26 protein-coding genes are annotated in these 24104 nt (G+C 29.5%); 23 read left to right on the forward strand and 3 right to left on the reverse strand.

Going from position 1 to position 24104, the window contains the following annotated elements; translation table 11 throughout:
* Positions 1-38: 38 nt before the first annotated feature.
* A complete protein-coding gene (locus KEC93_RS07245; RefSeq protein ID WP_011968648.1) occupies positions 39-788 on the reverse strand; it encodes a YoaK family protein in 750 nt (249 codons plus the stop codon).
* A gap of 270 nt (positions 789-1058) precedes the next feature.
* Here KEC93_RS07245 and hisZ point away from each other — a divergent pair, with 270 nt between their 5' ends.
* From hisZ to KEC93_RS07350, 21 genes are all read left to right on the forward strand, one after another.
* Positions 1059-2204 (forward strand): ATP phosphoribosyltransferase regulatory subunit, encoded by a 1146-nt coding sequence (gene hisZ / locus KEC93_RS07250; RefSeq protein WP_077868011.1) that lies wholly within the window; start codon positions 1059-1061, stop codon positions 2202-2204.
* 2 nt (positions 2205-2206) lie between these two features.
* Positions 2207-2836, forward strand: a complete 630-nt coding sequence (gene hisG, locus KEC93_RS07255) for an ATP phosphoribosyltransferase (protein WP_011968650.1) — start codon at positions 2207-2209, stop codon at positions 2834-2836.
* A 132-nt stretch (positions 2837-2968) separates the two neighbouring features.
* The gene (gene hisD / locus KEC93_RS07260) at positions 2969-4267 is read left to right on the forward strand and encodes a histidinol dehydrogenase (RefSeq protein WP_077853965.1); all 1299 of its coding nucleotides are present in this window, start codon (positions 2969-2971) and stop codon (positions 4265-4267) included.
* Positions 4254-5294: a pyridoxal phosphate-dependent aminotransferase gene (locus tag KEC93_RS07265; protein WP_023974256.1), complete on the forward strand. Its 1041-nt coding sequence runs from the start codon at positions 4254-4256 to the stop codon at positions 5292-5294. Before hisD ends, KEC93_RS07265 begins: the two co-directional genes overlap by 14 nt.
* Positions 5295-5511: 217 nt before the next feature.
* Positions 5512-6099, forward strand: a complete 588-nt coding sequence (gene hisB / locus KEC93_RS07270; protein ID WP_011968653.1) for an imidazoleglycerol-phosphate dehydratase HisB — start codon at positions 5512-5514, stop codon at positions 6097-6099.
* 127 nt (positions 6100-6226) lie between these two features.
* Positions 6227-6847: an imidazole glycerol phosphate synthase subunit HisH gene (gene hisH / locus KEC93_RS07275; RefSeq protein WP_023974255.1), complete on the forward strand. Its 621-nt coding sequence runs from the start codon at positions 6227-6229 to the stop codon at positions 6845-6847.
* Positions 6844-7566 carry a 1-(5-phosphoribosyl)-5-[(5-phosphoribosylamino)methylideneamino]imidazole-4-carboxamide isomerase gene (gene hisA, locus KEC93_RS07280; protein ID WP_011968655.1) on the forward strand — a complete coding sequence of 241 codons (723 nt, stop codon included), beginning with the start codon at positions 6844-6846 and terminating at the stop codon, positions 7564-7566. Before hisH ends, hisA begins: the two co-directional genes overlap by 4 nt.
* 4 nt (positions 7567-7570) lie before the next feature.
* Positions 7571-8332, forward strand: coding sequence for an imidazole glycerol phosphate synthase subunit HisF (hisF, locus tag KEC93_RS07285; protein ID WP_011968656.1), 762 nt, complete (start codon positions 7571-7573; stop codon positions 8330-8332).
* 57 nt (positions 8333-8389) lie between these two features.
* Positions 8390-8719, forward strand: a complete 330-nt coding sequence (gene hisI / locus KEC93_RS07290) for a phosphoribosyl-AMP cyclohydrolase (protein WP_011968657.1) — start codon at positions 8390-8392, stop codon at positions 8717-8719.
* A 31-nt stretch (positions 8720-8750) separates the two neighbouring features.
* Positions 8751-9077, forward strand: a complete 327-nt coding sequence (gene hisE, locus KEC93_RS07295) for a phosphoribosyl-ATP diphosphatase (protein WP_011968658.1) — start codon at positions 8751-8753, stop codon at positions 9075-9077.
* A gap of 638 nt (positions 9078-9715) precedes the next feature.
* Complete coding sequence (locus KEC93_RS07300) at positions 9716-9910, forward strand: hypothetical protein (RefSeq protein ID WP_017211518.1); 195 nt, start codon at positions 9716-9718, stop codon at positions 9908-9910.
* Positions 9911-10039: 129 nt separating this feature from the next.
* The gene (locus KEC93_RS07305) at positions 10040-10855 is read left to right on the forward strand and encodes a hypothetical protein (RefSeq protein ID WP_077868010.1); all 816 of its coding nucleotides are present in this window, start codon (positions 10040-10042) and stop codon (positions 10853-10855) included.
* A 95-nt stretch (positions 10856-10950) separates the two neighbouring features.
* Positions 10951-12234, forward strand: a complete 1284-nt coding sequence (gene tig, locus KEC93_RS07310) for a trigger factor (RefSeq protein ID WP_039772087.1) — start codon at positions 10951-10953, stop codon at positions 12232-12234.
* Positions 12235-12390: 156 nt separating this feature from the next.
* On the forward strand, positions 12391-12990 hold the full coding sequence (gene clpP / locus KEC93_RS07315; RefSeq protein ID WP_011968661.1) for an ATP-dependent Clp endopeptidase proteolytic subunit ClpP: 600 nt from the start codon (positions 12391-12393) through the stop codon (positions 12988-12990).
* A gap of 42 nt (positions 12991-13032) precedes the next feature.
* The gene (gene clpX, locus KEC93_RS07320) at positions 13033-14322 is read left to right on the forward strand and encodes an ATP-dependent Clp protease ATP-binding subunit ClpX (protein ID WP_023974252.1); all 1290 of its coding nucleotides are present in this window, start codon (positions 13033-13035) and stop codon (positions 14320-14322) included.
* A 245-nt stretch (positions 14323-14567) separates the two neighbouring features.
* Positions 14568-16244, forward strand: a complete 1677-nt coding sequence (gene lonB, locus KEC93_RS07325; protein WP_077868008.1) for an ATP-dependent protease LonB — start codon at positions 14568-14570, stop codon at positions 16242-16244.
* Between the two features lie 307 nt (positions 16245-16551).
* Positions 16552-18882, forward strand: coding sequence for an endopeptidase La (lon, locus tag KEC93_RS07330; RefSeq protein WP_039772091.1), 2331 nt, complete (start codon positions 16552-16554; stop codon positions 18880-18882).
* Positions 18872-19468: a ribosome biogenesis GTP-binding protein YihA/YsxC gene (gene yihA / locus KEC93_RS07335; protein WP_011968665.1), complete on the forward strand. Its 597-nt coding sequence runs from the start codon at positions 18872-18874 to the stop codon at positions 19466-19468. Before lon ends, yihA begins: the two co-directional genes overlap by 11 nt.
* 220 nt (positions 19469-19688) lie before the next feature.
* A complete protein-coding gene (locus tag KEC93_RS07340; protein ID WP_017211512.1) occupies positions 19689-20177 on the forward strand; it encodes a hypothetical protein in 489 nt (162 codons plus the stop codon).
* 31 nt (positions 20178-20208) lie between these two features.
* Positions 20209-20463, forward strand: coding sequence for a hypothetical protein (locus tag KEC93_RS07345; protein WP_011968667.1), 255 nt, complete (start codon positions 20209-20211; stop codon positions 20461-20463).
* Positions 20464-20577: 114 nt separating this feature from the next.
* Positions 20578-21102, forward strand: coding sequence for a hypothetical protein (locus KEC93_RS07350; protein ID WP_077853961.1), 525 nt, complete (start codon positions 20578-20580; stop codon positions 21100-21102).
* Positions 21103-21383: 281 nt separating this feature from the next.
* Here the strand turns inward: KEC93_RS07350 and KEC93_RS07355 are convergent, their stop codons facing one another.
* Together KEC93_RS07355 and perR are read right to left on the reverse strand one after the other, a co-directional pair.
* Complete coding sequence (locus KEC93_RS07355; RefSeq protein WP_077853960.1) at positions 21384-22307, reverse strand: hypothetical protein; 924 nt, start codon at positions 22305-22307, stop codon at positions 21384-21386.
* A 137-nt stretch (positions 22308-22444) separates the two neighbouring features.
* Entirely contained in the window at positions 22445-22852 is a 408-nt protein-coding gene (gene perR / locus KEC93_RS07360; RefSeq protein WP_011968670.1) for a transcriptional regulator PerR, read from the reverse strand.
* 413 nt (positions 22853-23265) lie between these two features.
* Here perR and KEC93_RS07365 point away from each other — a divergent pair, with 413 nt between their 5' ends.
* Together KEC93_RS07365 and KEC93_RS07370 are read left to right on the forward strand one after the other, a co-directional pair.
* Positions 23266-23592, forward strand: a complete 327-nt coding sequence (locus KEC93_RS07365) for a hypothetical protein (RefSeq protein WP_011968671.1) — start codon at positions 23266-23268, stop codon at positions 23590-23592.
* A 142-nt stretch (positions 23593-23734) separates the two neighbouring features.
* A complete protein-coding gene (locus tag KEC93_RS07370) occupies positions 23735-23971 on the forward strand; it encodes a hypothetical protein (protein ID WP_236895129.1) in 237 nt (78 codons plus the stop codon).
* The last annotated feature ends 133 nt before the right edge of the window (positions 23972-24104 follow it).

Genomic DNA, 24104 nt, shown 5'->3' on the forward strand with positions numbered 1-24104 from the left:
GGTATTTTTTTATATAATTTAAATATTTTAATGACATTCTAAGTTACACTTGTTATTTGTTCTTTGTTGTTATGATCAAAAATATATTTATCAAAGCTAAATAAGCCTACTGAAATAATTAATATTACTACGGCGAACCAAATTGATTTGCCGCCAACGTGTAAAGTTAAGATTCCGCCTAAATAAGCTCCAACAATAAAGAAAAAGATTATAACTAAGTAGCGAATACTTTTGAAAGCAAGTTTTTTATCTTTTTCTATAAATGCTTTATAAGCAGCTTGAGATGCGGAACGCAAATTACCTGTGCACATAGCTGTACTATATGGAGAGTCAATTAGTTTTCCAAAAGATGCGATTTGAACTGATGACACAAATGAAATTGGAACTGTTACAAATATGTTAGGGACTGTAGTTGGTATAAATCCTATAATAAAAAGCACAATAATTTCAATAATTAAAATTATACGTTCCGCATTTGTAGCAAAAGTCATTGATGGAACTTTAATATCTTTTATCCTTTCGGTAAATATCACCCCAAGCACGAATGCTAAAATAGGCAGTAAAGCTGTAATTGCTTGGCCAGGATTTCTCTTCGTAAGAGCTATTCCAAGTAAAACAAGGTTACCAGTCTGAGCATTAGCAAAAACTTCACCTCTGCAGACAAAGGTGTAAGCATCTAAGAAACCTCCAACAATTGCAAGGAGAATACCAAGACGTACTGATTCAGAAGTTTTGGTATGGATGTGCATTTTTTTTATTGCGTTTAAGTGTATATCTTTAGTAATCAATGTAAAAAGTCCCCTTTCAATATATTTCCAGTATTAAAAATACTTTTACAAATAAACTATTATATTATAACACTAATTTCTATATAGTTAAAATTAAGGATATAAGAATATTTAACATATAACTTATAAATAACTATATAAAGGTTTTTGAAATGATTGACATGGTAGAAAAAATAAGTTATCATAAATTAAATGATAATTTAGCACGCTAAACTGATAAAACGATAAAACAATATAGAGATTAAGCAATAAGAATAGGTGGGGTGGAAAATGAATAAGAAGAACATACTTCCAGAAGGAACAAGGGATTTAGTATTAGATGAATGTGCAGTAAAACGTATTTTAGAAAAAGACATTGATAAACTTTTTGAAAAATGGGGATATAAAGAAGTTATAACACCGACGCTGGAGTTTTATGAAACTTTCAACTATAATTCACAAACTTTAAGAGAAGAAGATATGTACAAGTTCTTCGATAATAGGGGTCGTATATTAATTTTGAGGCCAGATATGACAATTCCAATAGCAAGAGTTGTGGAGACTAAGCTCAAAGATGTAGAATTACCAATAAAGCTTAGGTATACCTCGAATGTTTTTAGAGTTCACGCAAGTCTTGGAGGAAAGAGGAATGAATATACAGATTGCGGTGTTGAATTTATAGGACTTGAAGATGAAAAATCTGATTTAGAAATATTAGTATTGGCATTAGAAGCTTTGAAGAAATTAGGATTAAATGATTTTAAGCTTGAAATAGGAAATATCGGTTTTTTTAATGGGGCATTTAAAAATTTAGAAATAGAGCAGGAATATAAAGAGGCTATTGCGCAGTTTATAGAAGATAAAAACATGAAAAGTTTGGAGGATTATTTAGAGAATTTAGATATAAAGGAAGAGTATAAGGCATTTTTTAATAAGTTGCCTTGGATGTTTGGGGATAAACAGATTTTGGAAGAGGCTAAAAAGTTAGCATTTAATGAAGAGTTAAGAAAAAATCTTGATTATCTGGAGGCATTATACCAGGAACTAGATTTGTTGGGCTATGGTAAAAATGTGACATTTGATTTAGGAATGGTTCCGAGACTGAATTATTACACAGGAATTATTTTTAGAGGTTATGGTGAAGGTGTTGGCAATACGTTACTGAGAGGTGGGCGATATGATAATTTAATTGAGCTCTCAGAAAAATGTGTTCCAGCAGTAGGATTTTCGATAGATATTGATGCTGTGATTCAAACTGTAAAGTTCAATAAAATAGCAAGTGAAAAGGAAAATATATATAAGATATACTATAATAAAAATACTAGAATTGAAGCTATTAAAAAAAGTGAAGAGCTTAGGAATCAAGGGTATATCGTTGATTTATTACCAAATGAAGATATGAAAGAAATAAAAGTAGTTAAGGGTGGGGAATATTAAAAATGAGCATAAGCATAGCATTAACAAAGGGAAGATTAGAAGAAGAAACCATAAAGATCTTAGATAAGGCGAAATTTGATCCTTCAGAATTAAAAAGCAAAGGTAGAAAACTTGTGTTTAAAGATAAAACGCAGGATATAAATTATTTTTTGGTAAAGGCAGCAGATTCAATAACTTATGTTGAACATGGGGTAGCTGATCTTGGAGTAGTTGGAAAAGATACTATTTTGGAAAGTGATAACAATTGCTATGAAGTTTTGGATTTGGGATTTGGAAAGTGTGGATTCATAGTAGCATCATTACCAGAAAGTGATATTTTCAAAAAAGTTGGTCATATAAAAATAGGAAGTAAATATCCAAAAGTTGCAAAGGATTATTTTAAAAAGAAAGGGATGGATGTAGAAGTTATAAAAATAGAGGGATCAGTAGAACTTGCACCAATATTAGGCCTATGCGATGGAATTGTGGATATCATGGAAACTGGAACAACTTTAAAGGAAAATGGTTTAGTTGTTATAGATAGGATTTGTGAGATAAGTGCTAGATTGATAGTGAATAAAGCTAGTTTTAAAATGAAGCAGAATGAAATATGGGATTTTATAGATAGGATTAAGAAAGTGATTAATAATTGACAAAATTCGTGAGATGTTGATAAAATTGATTATGATATCTTGAGTAATTAACAAAAAATAATAAATAAAATTTAAAGAGTATTTTTTGTTGTTATTACTTTTTTATCAAGTCAAAGGGGGGCTATTAATTATATGTTAAATTTAATGGAGATTACCGAGAGTAATAAAGAAAGCTTAATTAGTGAACTTAAAGGTAGAGTTACAGAAACGGAACAAGAGATAATCTCAAGTGTAAATAGTATTCTATCAAGAGTGAAAAAAGATGGGGATAAAGCTTTATTTGAACTTACGAAGTCATTTGATAAGGTTGAACTTAAAACTTTAGAAGTATCAACTTTTGAAATTGATGAATGTTTTAATAAAGTGGAGAAAGAGTTCATTGAAGCATTAGAAGAAGCTAAAGCAAATATAAAAGAGTATCACGAAAAACAAAAATCAAATGGATTTTTAATGACAAAAGATAAAGGAGTATACCTAGGGCAGAGAGTATTGCCTTTAGAAAGAGTTGGAGTTTATGTTCCAGGTGGAACTGCTGCTTATCCATCATCAGTGCTTATGAATGTAATACCTGCAAAAGTAGCAGGAGTAGATGAAATTGTTATGGTAACTCCACCAGATAAAAATGGAGGAATTAATCCATATATTGGAGTGGCTGCAAGAATAGCAGGAATTAATAAAATATATAAAGTTGGAGGAGCACAAGCTGTTGCAGCTTTGGCTTATGGAACAGAGAGCATTAAAAAGGTTGATAAAATTGTTGGACCAGGAAATATATTTGTTGCTACTGCAAAGAAATTAGTATTTGGAGAAGTTGATATAGATATGATTGCAGGGCCCAGTGAAATATTAGTTATTGCTGATGAGAAATCTAATCCGTGTTTTGTAGCAGCAGATTTAATGTCACAGGCAGAGCATGATAAATTAGCATCATCAATATTAATCACAACATCAAAAGAATTACACAAGAGAGTTGAGATGGAGTTGGAACGACAAGTAAAGACTCTTGAAAGAGAAGAAATAATAAGAACTTCCCTTGAAAATTTTGGAAGTGCAATAATTTGTAGAACAATAGAAGAATGTATTAACATTTCTAATTCTATAGCTCCAGAGCATTTAGAGCTAATGGTAGATGATCCAATGAAATATTTAGGTATGGTTAGAAATGCAGGGTCTGTATTTTTAGGAAGATACTGTCCAGAGCCTATAGGAGATTATTTTGGGGGAACAAATCATGTATTACCTACAAGTGGTACAGCAAGGTTCTTTTCACCGTTATCAGTTGATAGTTTTATAAAAAAATCTTCTTTCATTTATTATTCAGAAGAAGCACTTATGGAAAATGGAGAAAAAATTATAACATTAGCAAGCAAGGAAGGACTTACAGCTCATGCTAATTCTGTGAAAGTGAGATTAGAGAATGGGAACGTATAATGAGTATATAAATTCGTATGATGAGTATACAATAAATCTAGATAGCAATGAAATTTATCTAGAGATGGACCCAAAGATACTAATGAAAATGAAATCTTGCTTAACTAATGTACTTTTCCATAGGTATCCTACAAATGAGATGACTACCATTAAAGAATTATATGCAAATTATGCAAATATAGAGAGCAAAAATATAATTGTAGGAAATGGGTCTGATGAAATGCTTGAACTTGTTGTAAGTAAGGCTATTAAAAATGGAAAGAAGGCATTAACTCTAGGACCAGATTTTACAATGTATGATTTTTTTGTTTCAAGATTTGGTGGAGAATTAAAGAAATATGATATAGGGCAAACTATGAATTTTAATGTTCAGGAATTTATAAATATAGGAAAACAAGAAGCCGTAGATTTAATTATCTTTTCAAATCCCAATAATCCTACTGGAATTGGAATAGAGTTAGAAGATATAGTTAATATTTTAGAAGTTTTTAAAAATACTGTTGTTCTTGTAGATGAGGCTTATTATGAATTCTACGGAAAATCAATGATTCCATATATAAATAAATATAAAAACTTGGTTGTTACAAGAACCTTGTCAAAGGCTTGGGGGCTTGCATCGTTGAGAGTAGGATTTTTGATAACTCATGAGAGTAATATTTCTGAATTATTAAATTATAAAATTCCATATACAATAAGTTCGTTTTCGCAAAATCTGGCCTCAATGGCTTTGAGATACCCAGAAAATGTTGTTAAAAATGCAAAACAAATAGTTAAACAAAGAGAAGAATTATATGAGAATTTAAAAGAGGTTGAAAAAAATGCCGCAATGAAAATACAATTCTATCCGTCAAAGGGAAACTACATCTTTGGACGAACACCTCATAAGGAAGCTCTTATTAAGGGACTTGAGAGTATTGGGATAATAATTAGAAATTTTAATGATGACAGTTTCAGAATTACAGTTGGTTCACCAATGCAAAATAGGAAAGTAGTTGAAGGAATAAAAAAGATTTTTATATATGTATAAATACTTGGCATGTTTAGGAAAATAATAAGTTGGTATATTGATTTATTTAAAGGGATAATATTTGATTCAATAAAAAATAATTATATCATTTGCATATTATTTTCTTAGATATGCTTGACTATAGAAAGATTATGTTTTATATAGATATTATTAATTTATAGAATTCTTTTGGAAAACTATATTTAAAATACAATTATTCGTTTTAAGGAGAATTAGTATGTCAGATAGAAGCTCAAGAAGAGAAAGAATAACTAAAGAAACTAGTGTTAGAGTAGAAATTGACTTAGATGGAAACGGGAATAGTGAAATAAATACAGGGATTGGATTTCTAGACCACATGTTAACTTTGTTTTCATTTAATAGTAAGGTTAACTTGGATGTGTTTGCTAAAGGAGATTCTTATGTATGTGATCATCATACAATAGAAGATATCGGAATAACATTAGGAGAAGCATTTAAAGAATCACTAGGAGATAAGCATGGCATAAACAGATATGGAACTTTTTATGTACCAATGGATGAAACGCTTGCTTTAGCGTCAATTGATGTGAGCAATAGACCCTTTTTGGTTTTTGATTGTGATTTTAAGAGAGAAAAAGTTGGTGAAATGTCAACTGAAATGGTGGTTGAGTTTTTCAGAGCCTTTGCATTTAATGCTGGAATAACACTTCATTTAAAAGTTTTATATGGTGAAAATGATCATCATAAAATAGAAGCTTTATTTAAAGCTTTTGGAAGAGCAATTAAAGAAGCTATATCTAGAAGTAGTGATAATGATATACCATCTACTAAAGGAAGCTTATAAAAAATTATAAAAGAGAAAAATGAATAATGATGATTATTAGTAAAATATCTGTAAAGCTTGGGGAATAGAGATGCTAACTTATCATTTGTTATTCATTTTGATCTTTATTATAGGAGGGGGTTATATAATGATAGTTATAATAGACTATGGAATGGGAAACTTAAAAAGCGTTAAGAATGCCCTGGATTATCTTGAGATTGAGAATAAGATCTCATGTAGTAAAGATGAAATCAGAGCTGCTGATGCATTAATATTACCAGGCGTTGGAGCATTCCCAGATGCTATGGAAACTATTGAAAAGTTATCTTTAGACAAAATAATATCAGAAGAAGTAAAAAGGAATAAACCGCTTCTTGGAATATGTCTCGGTATGCAATTATTATTTGAAAATGGATTTGAAGGAATTGAAAGAAAAGGGCTCGGCTTATTAAAGGGTAGTATTATTAAAATGAAAGATGATAAAGTTAATAATATAAAGATCCCACATATTGGTTGGAATGATTTGGTGTTTAGTAGAAGCGATGAACTTTTCAGAGGTATAGATGAAGGGGGATTTGTTTATTATGTGCATTCTTATTTTGCACAAGGTTATAATGATGAAGATTTGGTAGCATACAGCGAATATGGGGAAAATAAGATACCAGGTGTAGTTAGGTGCAAAAATGTAATAGGAGCTCAATTTCATCCGGAAAAAAGTGGATCTGTAGGTTTGGCCATTTTAAAAAATTTTGGGGAGTTGATTAAATGATAATTTTACCAGCAATTGATATAATTGATGGCAAGCCAGTAAGATTGTATCAGGGAGATTATAATAAAAAAGAAATTGTTGCAGATGATGTATTTGAAACAGCAAAATCTTTTCAAGATATGGGAGCAGAATATATACATTTAGTAGATTTAGATGGGGCTAAAAGTGGAAGTAATCAAAATCATGAGTTAGTAATTAAAATTGCTAATGAGCTTAATATTCCTGTGGAACTAGGTGGAGGAATAAGATCTTTTGAAACTATTAAATATCTTTTAGATAATGGAGTAGCAAGAGTAATTCTTGGAACTATAGCAATGGAAGATGAAGAGTTACTAAAAAAGGCAATAGCAATATATGATAGCAAAATAGCAGTTGGAATAGACTGTAAAGATGGCAAAGTATATGGAAGGGGATGGCTTGCGGCCAGTGACCTTGACTATATAGAATTTGCTAAAAAGATGGAGAATATTGGTGTTAAGAATATAATAGTAACCGATATTAGTAAAGATGGAACATTAGAAGGACCTAATGTAGAAATGCTTAAAAAACTTAAGAGAACAGTAAGTATTGATATTACAGCTTCTGGTGGAATTAAGGATATTGAAAATATTAAAGAATTAAAAAACATAGACTTATATGGGGCAATAACAGGTAAAGCTATATATGCTAAAACATTGTCTTTAGAAAAAGCAATAGAAATTTCTAAAGAGGGGAGATAACTGGATGCATACTAAGAGAATTATTCCATGCCTTGATGTAAAAGAAGGAAGGGTTGTTAAAGGAATTAATTTTGAGGGATTGGTCGATGTAGGTGATCCTGTTGCACTTGCAGAATATTATAATAAGCAAGGAGCGGATGAATTAGTATTTTTAGATATAACAGCAACTCATGAAAAACGTGGGATAATGGAAAAAGTTGTTCAAAGTGTAGCTGAAAAAATTTTCATCCCATTTACAGTGGGTGGAGGACTTCAGACTTTAGATGATATAAAGTCAATACTTAGAGCAGGAGCAGATAAGGTGAGTTTAAACTCAGCAGCTGTTAGAAATAAAATGCTTATAAAAGAAGGAGCTTTCTATTTTGGAAGTCAGTGTATAGTATTGGCAGCTGATGCAAAGAAAAGATCTGATAATACAGGATGGAATGTTGTAATAAACGGAGGAAGAATTGATACAGGATTGGATCTGCTAAAGTGGATTGAAGAAGCAACAGCGCTTGGAGCAGGAGAAATTCTTTTAACATCTATGGATGCAGATGGAACTAAAAAAGGCTTTGATTTGGAATTAACAAAAGCTGTAAGTGATATAACTAATGTTCCGGTAATAGCTTCAGGTGGATGCGGTTGTTTAGAAGATTTTTATGATGTATTTAAAAGTAATATAGCGGATGCAGCACTTGCCGCTTCTCTTTTTCACTATGGGGAGTTAACTGTTGATGAGGTTAAAAGATATTTACATGATAAAAATGTTTCAGTACGTATATAAGTTTAAGATTATATAAAAAGCAAATAGCTAGTATATATCTGAAGGGAGAAAAATTGTATGGAGATTTGCAAGAGAGTGGAACAAGTTGATTTTGAAAAGATGAATGGATTGATTCCAACTATAGTTCAAGATTATAAAACTAAAGAGGTTTTAATGTTAGCCTATATGTCAAAAGAAAGTTTAAATAAGACATTAGAGGATAATACAACTTGGTTTTACAGTAGAAGTAGGGATGAACTTTGGAATAAAGGAGCAACTTCGGGACATTTTCAGTATGTGAAAGAAATAAAAATAGATTGTGATAATGATACCATTTTGATATTAGCTGAGCAAGTTGGAGCGGCATGCCATACAGGAAATAGAACTTGTTTTTATAGGGATTTGTAATTTATATATGAGAAGCATTGGAGGATTAAAAATGGATGAAAATATAAAGGCTTTATATGAGACTATATTAAAAAGAAAAACAGAAGGTGAAGAGGGATCCTATACGAAGTATCTTTTTGAAAAGGGAACAAACAAGATACTAAAAAAAGTTGGAGAAGAATGCACGGAAGTTATAATTAGTTGTAAAGAAAATAATAAAGAAGAACAGATAAATGAGATTTGTGATCTTACTTATCACTTACTTGTTCTAATGGCTCAAATGAATATTTCAATTGAAGAAGTAGGAGCAGAATTGGAAAAGAGGAGAAATAAAATTAATAATTTTAAAGGTGAAAGAAAACCGATAACAAATGTTTAAATAAGTTCTATTTGTAATTAAGCGGTATTATAAGTATAAAAGTAGGATTGTTTGTCTGAACAATCCTTTTTTTGATGTTAAGATGCGGAAATCTGAATAACATAAGTTTTAGAATTACAAAATTTTAACGGTTGATTGTCAATTATAAGTTGAGTATTATAATATTAGATAAACACAAAGTAAATTTTTTATTAATTATAGGCAAGAATACTTATAATATTAAATATAAAAAAGAAAACCTGTATATATAGTACAGGTTTTCGCATGTCCACTCGAGAAAGGAAATAAATGAACATGTTATTGTGGGTTTATAAAATTTTATGGCGATAAACCATAAAGTGTATGGGCTATTTGTTACAATATTGATAATTTAATTATACAATAATCACAAAAAAAAACAATAATTTTTTATATTATGACAATTAAAATATAAGAGAAATAAGTAAAGTTTATATTGCTAAGTAATGGCTTTTTTATATAGAAAAAATTATAAGAAATTTATAGGTGTATAATATAGATATTATGTAGAAACTAACTTGAATTTAATGTAGATTAAGAATGAAAATATTAAATTAATATATAAATTTAATATTGCAATATATAATTACAAAATAAAATAATATGTGTAGGAGAATGAAATGATTAAAATATATAAAGAAGAATTGTTGAAAAATACCATAGATTATGAAGAGTATTCAGAAAATGTTTGTAAATTAACACTAGAAGAACTTAAAAAAGAAGGGTTATTGGAATGTGGAGGTTGCTGCTTAAAGGGAGAAAATAAAAAAGGTAATTGCTCAAGCTGCAATAGTAAGAACAGTTGTAAAAAATAATATTATTTTTTGATCTAGGATTATATGATTATAAAAATATAAAATATGTTGTAGATTTAAACAAAAGAATAATATATAATGAATTTGTTTATATTATAATACATTAGAAAGATTTGGAGGGGGCCATCTTTGGGAAAGCCAAGTATTTTTAGTAGAGAATATGAAAAAAGGATGAAGCGAAGAAGAAGAAATGCGATAATAATATTTTTGGCAATAATATTAATAACATCTGCGCTATCAATTAAAATAGCGTATAATCCAATAGATTATGAAAATATTAAACAAAATATACAGGCATGGATTGATAGTGATACTAATAATTCTTCAGAACAAACTAAAGCAGAAAAACAAGAAACATCTGATGAGAAAAAAGATGAGGAAGTAGTTCAAGAAGAACTTCAAAAACCGGTGGAAGAATATATAAATATAACTCTAGCGAGTGGAAATGTTGCAAAAGCAATTTATGTAGATGATGCTAATACCGGAAAAGTTTTCAAAACTTTAGATACTAGCGATAATGGTGTTAGTTACAGTATAAGTCCATCTGGTAAGGAAATAATTGTGGAAGATACAAATTCAGTAATTACTCTATATAATTTAGATGGAACAAACAAGGTGATATCAAAAGATCAATATGTATCTACAAGTGGAAGTGTTTTTACTAAAGAAGCTACAATTCAATCAAATCCAAAATACTTATGGAATCAGAATCCAAAATTTATTAGTGAAGATAAAATAATATTTGTAACTAATAGGCCATATTTTGGAGGTGGAAATCTTAAAAAGTATCTATGGATGACTGATATTTCAACTAATGAAGATAAGGTTATGTGGGATTTAGCTGGAGCTAATATAGAAATTGGTGAAAAGGAAGAAAAAGGCGTTAAAATTACTGTTGATGGTAGAGTATATTTTATCGATGTAAATGGTAATTATATTCAATAGAGATAATATTAATAAATTATTTGATAAGATTTAAGTGTTTATGGTATAATGACTTAGTTAAATTAGATGCACACTATTTAGGAGGAAAGAATAAAATGAAAGCTAAAGTGGAAAAAATAGAAACAAATGTGATAAAATTAGAAATAAGGGTTGAAGCTGAAAAATTCGATGCAGCGTTAACTAAAGCTTATAATAAGAATAAGGGCAGATATAATATACCTGGATTTAGAAAAGGAAAGGTTCCTATGGCAATGGTTAAAAAGTTCTATGGAGTTGAAGTATTCTATGATGACGCAGTTAATTTTGCTATAGATGAATCATATCCAGAAGCATTAAATGCAGAAAATATTAAACCTGTAGATTACCCACAAGTTGATATAGTGGAATTAGGAGAAGGTAAAGAATTAGTTTATACTGCTACAGTTACTACTTATCCAGAAGTAGAACTTGGAGAGTATAAAGGATTAGATATAAAGAAGCCTATATATAAAGTAGAAGATACTGAAATAGATAAGCAAATTAAAGAAATGCAAGAAAAAAATGCTAGAATAGAAGTTAAAACAGAGGGAAATATAGCTAAAGGGGATATAGCTGTTATTGATTTCAAAGGATACATAGATGGAGTTGCTTTTGAAGGTGGAGAAGGCTCTGATTATTCTTTAGAAATAGGTTCTGGTACTTTCATTGATAATTTTGAAGAACAATTAATCGGTTTAGCAGTTGGGGATAAAAAAGAAGTAAATGTTACTTTCCCAGAAGCTTATGGAAAAGAAGAATTAAACGGAAAACCAGCAATGTTTGAAGTTGAAATTAAGTCAATTAAAGTTAAAGAATTGCCAGAATTAGATGATGAATTTGCTAAAGATGTATCAGCAGTTGACACATTTGCAGAATTAAAAGAAAATCTTGAAAAGACATTAGAAAAAAATAACGATGAAAAGGCAGAAAGAGAATTCGAAGAAGCTGTTATAACTGCAGTAATTGAAAACTCAAAAATGGATATTCCAGAAGTTATGGTAAATAAAGAAATTGATGCCATGATGCAAGATCTTGAAGGAAGATTAAAATATCAAGGTTTAAGCTTAGAACAATATATGGAATTCACAGGAAATACAACTGAAAAAATGAGAGACTTTATGAAAGAAAATGCAGAAAGAAAAGTTAAAGCTGATTTAGTTCTTGAAGCTATTGCAAAAACAGAAGAAATTAAAGCAACTGAAGAAGAGTTAAATGCAAGAGCTTTAGAATTGGGAAAGATTTATGGACCAAAAGATCCAGAAAAAATGGCTAAAATCTTAGTTAAGTCTCAAAGAAACATGATTGAAAAAGACATAATATTAGAAAATACTTTAAAATTCTTAAAAGAAAATTGCAAATAATTTATTTTAATATATAATATAAAATAAGGATGCTAATTATAAATTGCCAGAAAAAAAATTTTTTTCTGGCAATTTATTCAAATAATAATTAACAAAGTAATAAAAAAAATATATAATTAGAATTAGAAAAAGTATAATAGTAAAAGGAGGATTTATATGGCTTTAGTACCTATGGTTGTAGAACAAACAAGTAGAGGAGAACGTTCCTATGATATATTTTCAAGATTATTAAAAGAAAGAATAATCATGTTAAGTGGAGAAGTGAATGATGATAGCGCTAATTTAATAGTAGCACAATTATTATTTTTAGAAAGTGAAGATCCAGATAAAGATATATATATATATATAAATAGTCCAGGAGGATCAATAACAGCTGGAAATGCTATATATGATACTATGCAATATATTAAGTGTGACGTATCAACAATATGTATAGGGATGGCAGCTTCAATGGGAGCATTTTTACTTTCTTCTGGAACAAAAGGAAAGAGATTTGCACTTCCAAACGCTGAAGTTATGATACATCAACCACTAGGCGGTTTTCAAGGTCAAGCAACAGATTTTGAAATACATGCTAAAAGAATATTAAAGATGAAAGAAACTTTAAATAGAATTTTAAGTGAAAATACTGGTAAGCCTTTAGAAACAATTAAAGCAGATGTAGAAAGAGATAACTTCATGTCTGCAGAAGAAGCTAAAGCTTATGGGTTAGTTGATGAAGTAATAACTACGCATAAAATAGGAAAAGATAAATAAGATTGAATTTTCAATTTATACGTTTTTAAGTGAGGTGAATGTATGGCTAAATATGATGAAAAGAAGCAGTTAAAGTGTTCTTTCTGCGGCAAAACTCAAGAACAAGTAAAAAGATTAATTGCAGGTCCGGGAGTATATATTTGTGATGAATGTATTGATTTATGTTCTGAAATTATAGCAGATGAATTCCAAGAAACTGTTGATTTTGACCCTAAAAGTGTACCAAAGCCAAATGAGATTAAAGAATACTTAGATTCTTATGTCATTGGGCAAGAAAGAGCAAAAAAATCTTTAGCAGTAGCAGTTTATAATCATTATAAAAGAATTAATACTAATAAAGAAGATATTGATGTTGAATTATCAAAAAGTAACATTTTACTACTAGGGCCAACTGGTTCAGGTAAAACACTACTTGCTCAAACATTAGCAAGATTTTTAAATGTACCTTTTGCAATTGCTGATGCTACAACATTAACAGAAGCTGGATATGTTGGAGAAGATGTAGAAAATATTCTTCTTAAACTAATACAGAATGCAGATTATGATGTAGAAAAAGCTGAAAGAGGCATTATTTATATAGACGAAATAGATAAAATTGCTAGAAAATCAGAAAATCCATCTATTACTCGTGATGTATCAGGTGAAGGTGTTCAACAAGCATTGTTAAAGATACTAGAAGGAACTGTTGCATCTGTTCCTCCACAAGGTGGAAGAAAGCATCCTCATCAAGAGTTTATCCAAATAAATACTTCTAATATATTATTTATTTGTGGTGGAGCTTTTGATGGTGTTGATAAGATAATAGAAAATAGAACAAGAAAGAGTTCTATGGGATTTGGAGCACAAATTCAAGCTAAACATGAAAAGGATGTTGGAAGCTTACTAAAAGAAATTATGCCAGCAGACTTATTAAAGTTTGGGTTAATTCCTGAATTTGTTGGAAGACTTCCAATACTAGTTACTTTAGAGTCTTTAGATAAAGAAGCTTTAATTCAAATTTTAACTAAACCTAAAAATGCTCTTGTAAAGCAATATAAGAAATTATTCGAGCTAGATGATGTTAAGTTAGAGTTTGACGAAGAGTCATTAATCGCAATAGCAGAAGAAGCGATTAGCAGACAGACTGGTGCCAGAGGTTTAAGAGCTATTATTGAAGATATAATGAATGAAATAATGTATGAGATACCTTCTGATAATAGAATAACTAATGTTATAATAACTGAAGAGGCTATCAAAGAGAAGAAGCAGCCTAGAATTGAAAGATTGGAAGAGGGAAAGATTAGACCTACTTTAGTAAAAGCTAGGACTAAGAAAGATATTGAATCAGCTTAATATTAGCGAGAATAATAAGTCAGTATATATTTTTTTATATATACTGACTTATTTAGCGTTTTTACAAGTTTTTAGTATTTTAAATATTGGATTGTTTTTATTTATATTTCAAAATCAAGAATATATTTGTAATAATAAGCAAATAATACTAATAATAAAAATTGAAGGAGGCAAAGTATATTTACTTTAGTAATAATAAGGAAATAAAATGTATATATTAGTAAAGGTAAGTATATTTAAAGATTATGACAAATATATTAATGATTTTGCAAATTATAGTTCTAATTCTCATGGTTTATGTTATGTGTAATGCAATAAGTAAACCACAAAAAAATAGGGAGATAATAATTGATAGGGAAAATACTAAGGAATTAAATAATCTAAATAGATTAAGACAAATAAGTTTGTCTAAGCCACTTACTGAAAAAAGTAGACCATCTAGTTTTGATGAGGTAATAGGGCAAGAAAAAGGGATTAAAGCATTAAAGGCAGCTCTTTGCGGGCCGAATCCTCAACATGTTATAATTTACGGACCACCAGGGGTTGGAAAGACAGCAGCAGCTAGATTGGTGTTGGAGGAAGCTAGAAAATCCAAACTATCGCCATTTACAGAAAAGTCAAAATTTGTTGAGTTAGATGCAACCACATTGAGATTTGATGAGAGAGGAATAGCAGATCCACTAATAGGTTCAGTGCATGATCCGATTTATCAAGGCGCTGGTTCTTTAGGTATAGCTGGAATTCCACAACCAAAGGCAGGAGCTGTTACAAAAGCTCATGGGGGTGTATTATTTTTAGATGAGATTGGAGAGCTTCATCCAATTGAGTTAAATAAGTTATTGAAGGTATTAGAAGATAGAAAAGTGTTTTTAGATAGCTCATACTATAGTTCAGAAGATACTAATATGCCTAAGTACATAAAGGAAGTATTTGATAATGGGCTTCCTGCTGATTTTAGATTAATAGGAGCAACAACAAGAGCGCCACATGAAATCATACCAGCTATAAGATCAAGATGCGTTGAAATCTTTTTTAGGGCATTATTGCCTGAAGAAATAGAGAAAATAGCTGAAAATTGTGTTAATAAAGTTGGATTGCAAATTTCAAAAGATGGTGTTGAAGAAGTAAGTAAATATTGCACAAATGGTAGAGAAGTAATAAATTTGATTCAGTTGGCATCTGGAATTGCTATTAATGAAGATAGAAGTGAGATTACATTAGATGATATTAAATGGGTATTGGAGAATGGACAGTATAACAAAATAATTTCAAATAAGATACCATCTCAATCTAGAGTTGGGGTTGTTAATGGATTAGCAGTATATGGAGCAAACATTGGAATGTTAATGCCGCTTGAAGTTAGTTGTAAAAAAGTTACAGGTAGAAGAGGGGAACTTAAAATAACTGGAATAGTTGAAGAGGAAGAGATAACTAATAACAATAAAAAAATAAAAATGAAAAGCACTGCTTTTGCATCTGTTCAAAATGTGCTTACAGTATTGGATAATTTATTCGATTTATTAACTGATAGATATGATATACATGTAAATATATCAGGAGGAATTCCAGTTGATGGCCCATCAGCTGGTATAAGTATTGCGACAGCGATCTATAGCGCTATAACTAAGCAGAAAATAAACAGGTTTGTTGCTATGACTGGAGAAATAAGCATATTAGGATCTGTAAAAGCGATAGGAGGAGTGAAGGCCAAAATATCTGCAGCCTTTAAAGCTGGTGCAAAAAAAGTTATAATTCCACAAGAAAACTATGATGAATCACTACATGAAATATGTGAAATAGAAATAATTCCTGTAACAAATTTTAAAGAGGTAATTAAGTTGGCTATAGAAGAAGATATAATTAATGAAAGCGAGCGAGAAATATTATCAGCTGAAGGCAATAACATTTTGAATAACTTGTAAAGTTATATTTTTAATTAGTACAGTAAAATATGAATAAATCTTAATATTTTTACACTTTTTCTTTTAAAATTAATATATTATGTTATAATAGATAAACTAAAGAGTATTTATAGTAGTGTATATGCTGTTTGATTAAACAAAATTATTATAAGTTTACAAAGCAAGTGACTAGGTATACTTGTTTTGTAAACTCTACAATATATAATGAGTTTTTTATTTTTAGAATCATTGAAAAAAATATTTATTATGTGTATACTAGATAAGTCAAAATAAATAATGTAATTAAGATATGGGGGGAAATAGTACTATGAAAAAGCTATATACGATTCCGCTAATTCCTTTAAGAGGATTGACTGTTTTTCCTAGTGTGGTTGTACATTTTGATGTGGGAAGAGAAAAATCCATAGCAGCTATTGAACAAGCTATGTTAGATGAACAAGAAGTTTTTCTTGTAGGGCAAAAAGATTCAATGATAGAAGAACCTAATCAAGATGAAATATATTCGATTGGAACCATATGTAAAATAAAGCAAATCTTAAAGATGTCTGATAATACTATTAGAGTTCTTGTGGAAGGCCAAGAAAGAGGTAAAATAGTTAAATATATAGAGGAAGAAGAAAGTTATATAAAAGTTTCAGTAAAAAAATTAGATGATAAAGTGGTTAAGAATGAGGAATTAGACGCCTATATTAAATTCTTGGATAAAGAATTTATGAAACTACTTAAGTTAAGTGAAGATAATTTTGGAGAAGCAGTTAAATCAATAGATTCACTTGAAAAACCAAGTCAGTTTGTAGACATGGTAGCTTCTTATGCAATAACTGATGAAAAGCTTAAACAAGAAATTTTGGAAATAGTAGATATAACCAAGAGAGTAGAGAAAGTACTAGAAAGAATTAAAATAGAGATTTCTATAGCAAAAATCCAAAAAAAGATTGCTAATAAAGTAAAGAATACAGTTGCAAAAGAGCAGAAGGAATTTTATCTAAGAGAGCAATTGCGCGCAATTCAAGAAGAATTGGGTGAAGATGATGAGGACAAGAAAGAAATAGCTAAGTATGAAGAAAAAATCAAGAAAGCTAAACTTCCTAATGAAGTTAAAGAAAAGGTTAATTACGAGTTATCAAGACTTAAAAGTATGAGTCCTACGTCATCAGAAGGCAATGTTGTAAAGGCATATTTAGACTGGGTATTGGATATCCCTTGGGGTAAGAATACAAAGGAAAATATTGATGTTACTAAAGCAAGAGAAGTTTTAGATAATGAGCACTATGGATTGGAAGACGTTAAAGATAGAATTATAGAGTATTTAGCAGTAAAACAATTCAGTAAGTCCCAAAAAGGACCTATTCTTTGTTTAGTTGGCCCTCCGGGTGTGGGAAAGACATCTATAGCAAAATCTATAGCTAATGCCATTAATAGAAAATATACAAGAATATCCGTAGGTGGAATGAAGGATGAAGCTGAAATAAGAGGTCATAGAAAGACATATGTTGGTGCAATTCCAGGTAGAATAGTCTATGCAATGAAAGAGGCAAAATCTATGAATCCATTAATGCTTTTTGATGAGATAGATAAAATTAGTTCGAGCTATAAAGGTGATCCATCTGATGCATTATTAGAAATATTAGATAGTGAGCAAAACAAAGATTTTAGAGATAGTTATTTAGAAGTACCAATGGATTTGTCTAAGGTTATGTTTATAGCAACAGCAAATTCTTTAGAAACAATACCAAGGCCGCTTTTAGATAGAATGGAAGTTATTGAAGTATCGGGATATACGTATGAAGAAAAATTCAATATAGCTAAAAATCACCTTATCCCTAAGATATTTAAAGAACTTGATATTCCGCAAGATAAAATTGATATAGAAGACGATTCTATTAGAATGGTTATCGAGGGATATACAAGAGAATCAGGAGTTCGTGGATTAGAAAGAAAATTAAGTTCTTTAATAAGAAAAGTATTAGCAGAAATGTTAAAAAGAGAACAAAAGGAATTCCTAATTAATAATGAAAGTGTTGAAAAATTATTAGGTAAGAAGACGTTTGATTTTGATCAAATTGATAAGGTGGACAAGGTTGGAGTAGTTACAGGAATGGCATGGACTGCATATGGAGGCGATACGCTTCCAATAGAAGCTATGGTTATGACTGGATCAGGAAAACTTGAACTTACAGGTAAGCTTGGAGATGTTATGCAAGAGTCGGCAAGAACAGCCTACAGTTATGTTAGAGCTAATGCAATTAAGTTTGGGATAAATGAAACTTTTTATAAAGAAAAGGATATCCATATTCATGCACCAGAAGGTGCAGTGCCTAAGGATGGTCCATCGGCAGGCGTGACTATGGTAACTGCACTTGTATCAGCACTATCCGGTAAGAAGGTTAAGCATAATGTAGCAATGACAGGTGAAGTTACATTAACAGGAAGAGTGCTTCCGATTGGTGGGCTAAAGGAAAAATCTTTAGCAGCATTTAGAGCAGGAGTAGATACTATAATAATTCCTAAAGAAAATGAGAAAGATATAGATAAGATACCAAATTCGATTAGAAATAGCTTGAATATTATTTCTGCTAAAGAAGTTAATGAGGTATTGAAAAATGCACTAATTGGAGAGGATACTAATGAGAATTAAGAAATCAGATTTTATTACGTCGGCAGTAAAGAAGAATCAATATCCCATAGATAATAGAGTGGAAGTTGCATTTGTTGGAAGATCTAATGTAGGAAAGAGTTCGCTGATAAATTCATTAACCAATAGAAAAAAACTTGCAAAGGTTAGTCAGACTCCAGGAAAAACTAGATTAGTTAACTTTTTTCTTATAAATGATGATTTTTATTTAGTTGATTTGCCTGGATATGGATATGCAAAAGTTTCGAAGGCGGAGAAGGATAGCTGGGGGAAAACTGTTGAAATGTATTTGACTGGTAGAGAACAGCTGAAAAGAGTTGTCTTGCTTGTAGATTCTAGGCATAAGCCAACAGGTGATGATATAATTATGCATGAATGGATAAAACATTTTGGTTATGACGTTATAGTAGTTGCTACAAAGAGCGATAAACTTACACGGAATGAATTAAAGAAAAATGAGAAAGTTATAAAAGAAACACTCAAATTAAATTCAGATGACAAATTATATTTTTTCTCATCATTAAATAAAGATGGGAAAGATGAACTAATAGATAATCTTTTCTTAGAATTTGCGACAGATTTAGATTAGTAAAATATTTATATAAATTTTTATATAATAGTAAACAAATAACCTCTTACAGATATAATATTTGTAAGAGGTTATTTCTATTTAAGTAATGACATTATTTATTAAAATAGCTGATAAAAAATTTAAATAATTATAAGTTATAAAAAATAGTGTCAAAAATTTTAGGTAGGAATAATATATAGTATAAAAAAGAAAAAAATATTTCCAAGGAGGAATAAAAATGGAGATGAATGATATCCTAAATGGTTTAAATTCATGTGATGATGATTGTTCAGATTCAAGTTCTAACAATTGTGGTTGCGGGCCAAACTTTGGTGGACCAGGAATCGGAGGTTTTCCAGGGGGTATAGGAGGCTGTGGACAAGGATTCAATAATGGTGGTTGCGGATTTAACAGCTGGATTTGGATTTTATTAATATTATTCTATTGTGGCTGTGGAAGAAATAATTTAGGAAGAGGCAACGTAGGAAGTTGTGATTGCTGCTGTGAGAAAAAGTGCGATTGCTGCTGTGAAAAGAAAGATTGCTGTTGCAACAAAGGCGGAGCTAATAGTGGATTCTTAGGTAGTTGTGCACCATATTTGTTTATATTAGTACTATTATTCCTTTGCAATAATAACAATGGAATAGGCGGAGGATTTAACAATTGTGGATTTGGCGGAGGAGTAAGTCCTTTCGGTAATAATTTTGGTTGTGCTGCTAATTGTTAAGATTCTTAATTTTTAGGAAGGAGAGATAAATATGTCTAAAAGGAAGAATAAATGTTGCTGTGAAAAAAGACACAATGAATGTTGCTGCTATGAGCCAAGATCAAATGCTTCAGATGGTTTATTAGGAAGTGGTTGTACACCAATCATATTTCTATTAATAGCATGCGGGTCAGGTTTATTAAACTGTAACAAATCATATTTAATTATTTTACTATTTATATTATGTGGTGGATGCTTCTCTAATCTTTTAGGAGGCGGACGAGGAGAAAGTAATTGCTGCTGCTAGGATAGTGGATAGAGGGCTTTAATGGCCCTCTAAAAAAATGCGTAAAAACATAAACATTTTTAGAATGATATACATATATTAAAAAGAGACAATTTTAAGTGAGAGGATTTTAAAATGGCTAAGCATAAACATAGAGAACAAGATCAAACATCAAATGATACTAGTTCTAATATTAATGATAATGCTAGAAATACACCTTTCGGAATTGATCCTATGCAGTTAATGGGATTACTAGGTGGAAATTTTGATATGAATAATATGGGGAATATGTTAGCTTCAATGAATACAAATGGATTTAATTTGGGAAATTTAAATTCAATAGCTCAAATGATGGGGTTAAATTTAGATAATAACTTATTTCAAGGGAATATGAGTGGAAGTCAAAGCAATGTAAATAATAAGAATATGTATTCAAATCCTAAAGAATATTCTAGCAATACGAATCCTAAAAATTCTGAAAATCTAAATGAAGATAAAGGCGTTAAAAAGAACAATGTTACAACAAATAGAAATATTAAGGATAAGGATGCGAACTTAGAATTTTTAATGGCAATTAGAAGTTATGCTCATCCGGATAGAATAAAGTTTATTGATAGAATCATTGAAGCTTATAAGAATGGAGAACTTAAAGAAGCATAAAAATTATTTTTTGAATTGTGTATACAAAAAGAAATCATGTCAATAATATTAATGTAATAGAGAAAGTATTCTCTTACAAACTTAATGGATTATTAAGTAAGACTTGATTTAGAGAGGTATTTACATCTAAAATCTAGTTAAGCTTATCCAGAAGTTTAATGCCGTTTGGTTAACATTTAAAGAGTTTGATGTGTTAATGGCAGTTCAACTATCGGATAAATTTTTTACTTCATTAAGTAACCCCTCATCCCCCTTTAGGCCGCTAATGCGGCCTTTTATATTTATTTAGCTTTTTGTATACTATTTATTTTATAAGAAGAACCTTGCTTTTCAAAATCTATTAATAATATCAACTCACTTTTATTATTTGTACCTTTAAGATTGCTTTTTTCAAAAGATAGTCTCCACCTTATAGCTGAGGGCTCTAATGACTCAGTCCACTTATAATCATAAAAAAAGGCATTTTGAAAAGTATACGAATAATTATCTTTATCTAAACTCCAAAGTAAAGATAAATTCTCTTTGTCAATTGTAGAAGAGAAGATATCTGGAAGATCATCAACTACGTAAGGAAGCTCAACTAAATTAATAAAACTCGTTGCAGAATCTAATGAAGGAAGATTTGTATTATCCTTACTAGTATCTAAAATATCATTATTAATGAGCATAAAGCTATTTAATGAAGAAAGCCCTTCTGATGATGATATTGAATAACATTGAGGAGTCTTAGAATTTTTACAATCCAATATACCAAAAATATTATTATTACTTGAATAGAGCAAATTAAAGTTTTTTTTATTCCACTTAAATACATAAGACATAGACTTATCATTTTTAGAGCCAAGAAGTATAATTTCAGGAATATTATCTCTAGAAAGATTATGAAAATAAACTTTAGGCTCAAAATGAAGATTAGTCGTGAAAAGTGTTTTGTCACTAAGTTGATTGGAAAGATAATGATCATTATCAAAACAATTTATATTAAAATCAACCTTATTTTGTGAGCTTAATAATTGAAAAGTATCTTTTTTGCCATCACCTGTTAAGTCATATTGTGTATTTTGGGTAATGTTTATTGGAGATATAGTTTGTAAAGATTTAAACTTATTAGAAATAAAGTAAACCATACCTAAAATTAAAAATAATGCTGATATATATAGTACTGAGTTTACTAAAATCCTTTTCTTTAATATTATGATTTTCATTATGTATCACCTCAATAAATTATATGTTGATATAGTGATGCATATTAATAATATAAAAGCGATAAAATAAAAAAAGACCATAACTTCACGCAAAATATTTTTTGCCTAAGTTATGATCAGGATGAAAAAAATAACAATTATTTGCAGTTGCTACAATAACCATAAAAATAAACCTTATTTGAAACAATCTGATAATCAGTATGCTCTTTTGCTAAAGCATTAAGATTATCTAGAGATAGATCTTTAAAATCATCTACTCTTCCGCAACTTAAGCATTGTAAGTGAGGATGAGGTAATGAATTACCATCATATCTAAAGTTTCCTTCACCAACATTTATTTCTTGAATTAATCCTACATCAACTAATGTTTTTAATGCTTTATATACAGTAGCTAAACTCATAGTTGGATATTGGATATGAATATCAGAATAAATAACGTCTGCTGAAGGATGAGAAGTAGTATTAATTAAATAGTTATATACTGCAAGTCGTTGAGGAGTTAATTTTAGCTTTTTTTCTTTGAAAACTGAAGCTATTTGATCCATTTTAAAAACCTCACTTCTATTAGTTTTATGTATCGATTATAGCATAGAAATAAAGAAGGAGTCAACTAATTAATTAATACTATTTTTAAACAATTATTATTATTTAGAGAAATATTGTTAATAAAAATGCAAAGAAAAAGATTGAGTTTGCTTAATTTGAACATTTAATTATAAATAAACATGCAATTTCAATTAATTTTCTGATAATTGAATGAAAATATCAAAAATTTGTTGTACATTAAAGAAAAGTCTGTTAAAATATAACTAAGCAGAGTGTGTTAATTAATTAACATACTATAGTAATTATAATTACTATTTCTACAAAAAAATGATAATTTTTATTACAGACTTAATCAAAATCATTTAGCCTATGATAAAAATATAAATAGAAATTGATGAGGAGGCGTATTTTTGTGGGAAAATATAAAGTTGGGGACGAATTAATAATTGTAAATGATCCAAGCAAGGATAATGAGAAGTTAAAGGAATTAACAAAATTAACTGTTGATGGAGACTTCGCACAAATATCTTGGGGAATAAAAATATTAGAAGTAGAATATGACAAGCCATATGTGACATTAACTTATAAAAATGTTAAAGGCGAGAAAAATAAAGTTTTTTCTGAATGTAGAGACATAGAGAACTTTGATAAAGAAAAAGTTTTGGAAAAGGCATTACTTAGAGCATTCCAAAATGAACTTATAAATATATCAGTTGTTAAGAATATTTGTCAAATATAATTATAAAAATTAAGGAGCATTATAAAAAATGCTCCTTAATTTTACATAGAATTCCATTGTAAAATCTTTACTTTTAAGGGCGTTTGTAATATAATGAATTCATAAATTTATGAGATTTATAAATTATTAGGATGAGAAAAGGATGGCGGGTTTTATGAGTAGGTGTCCATTTTGGTCAACAACAAAAGAGAAAGTGGAGTGTTATAGTGAATGCCCTATAAAAAGTGAATCATTAAAAGGGCAAGATGATAAGCTTTGCATTTTTAATGAATGTAGTGAGTCAAGCAGTATCGATTTTAAGGAAATTATGAAGGAAGACTACGGTTTTCTAAATTTGCCTATATATGATGACGAAAAAAGAACAAATATTAACTATTAATGCTAAAGAAATATAGATTAGAATATATGAAAATATTCTAATCTATATTTTTATTGATAAAAGAAGTATATGTTTATTTGATCTATAAAAATATTATAATATTTATAGATAAGTTCGCGAATTAACTTAGTTT

This window comes from Clostridium beijerinckii (assembly GCF_018223745.1).
GTDB lineage: Bacteria > Bacillota > Clostridia > Clostridiales > Clostridiaceae > Clostridium > Clostridium beijerinckii.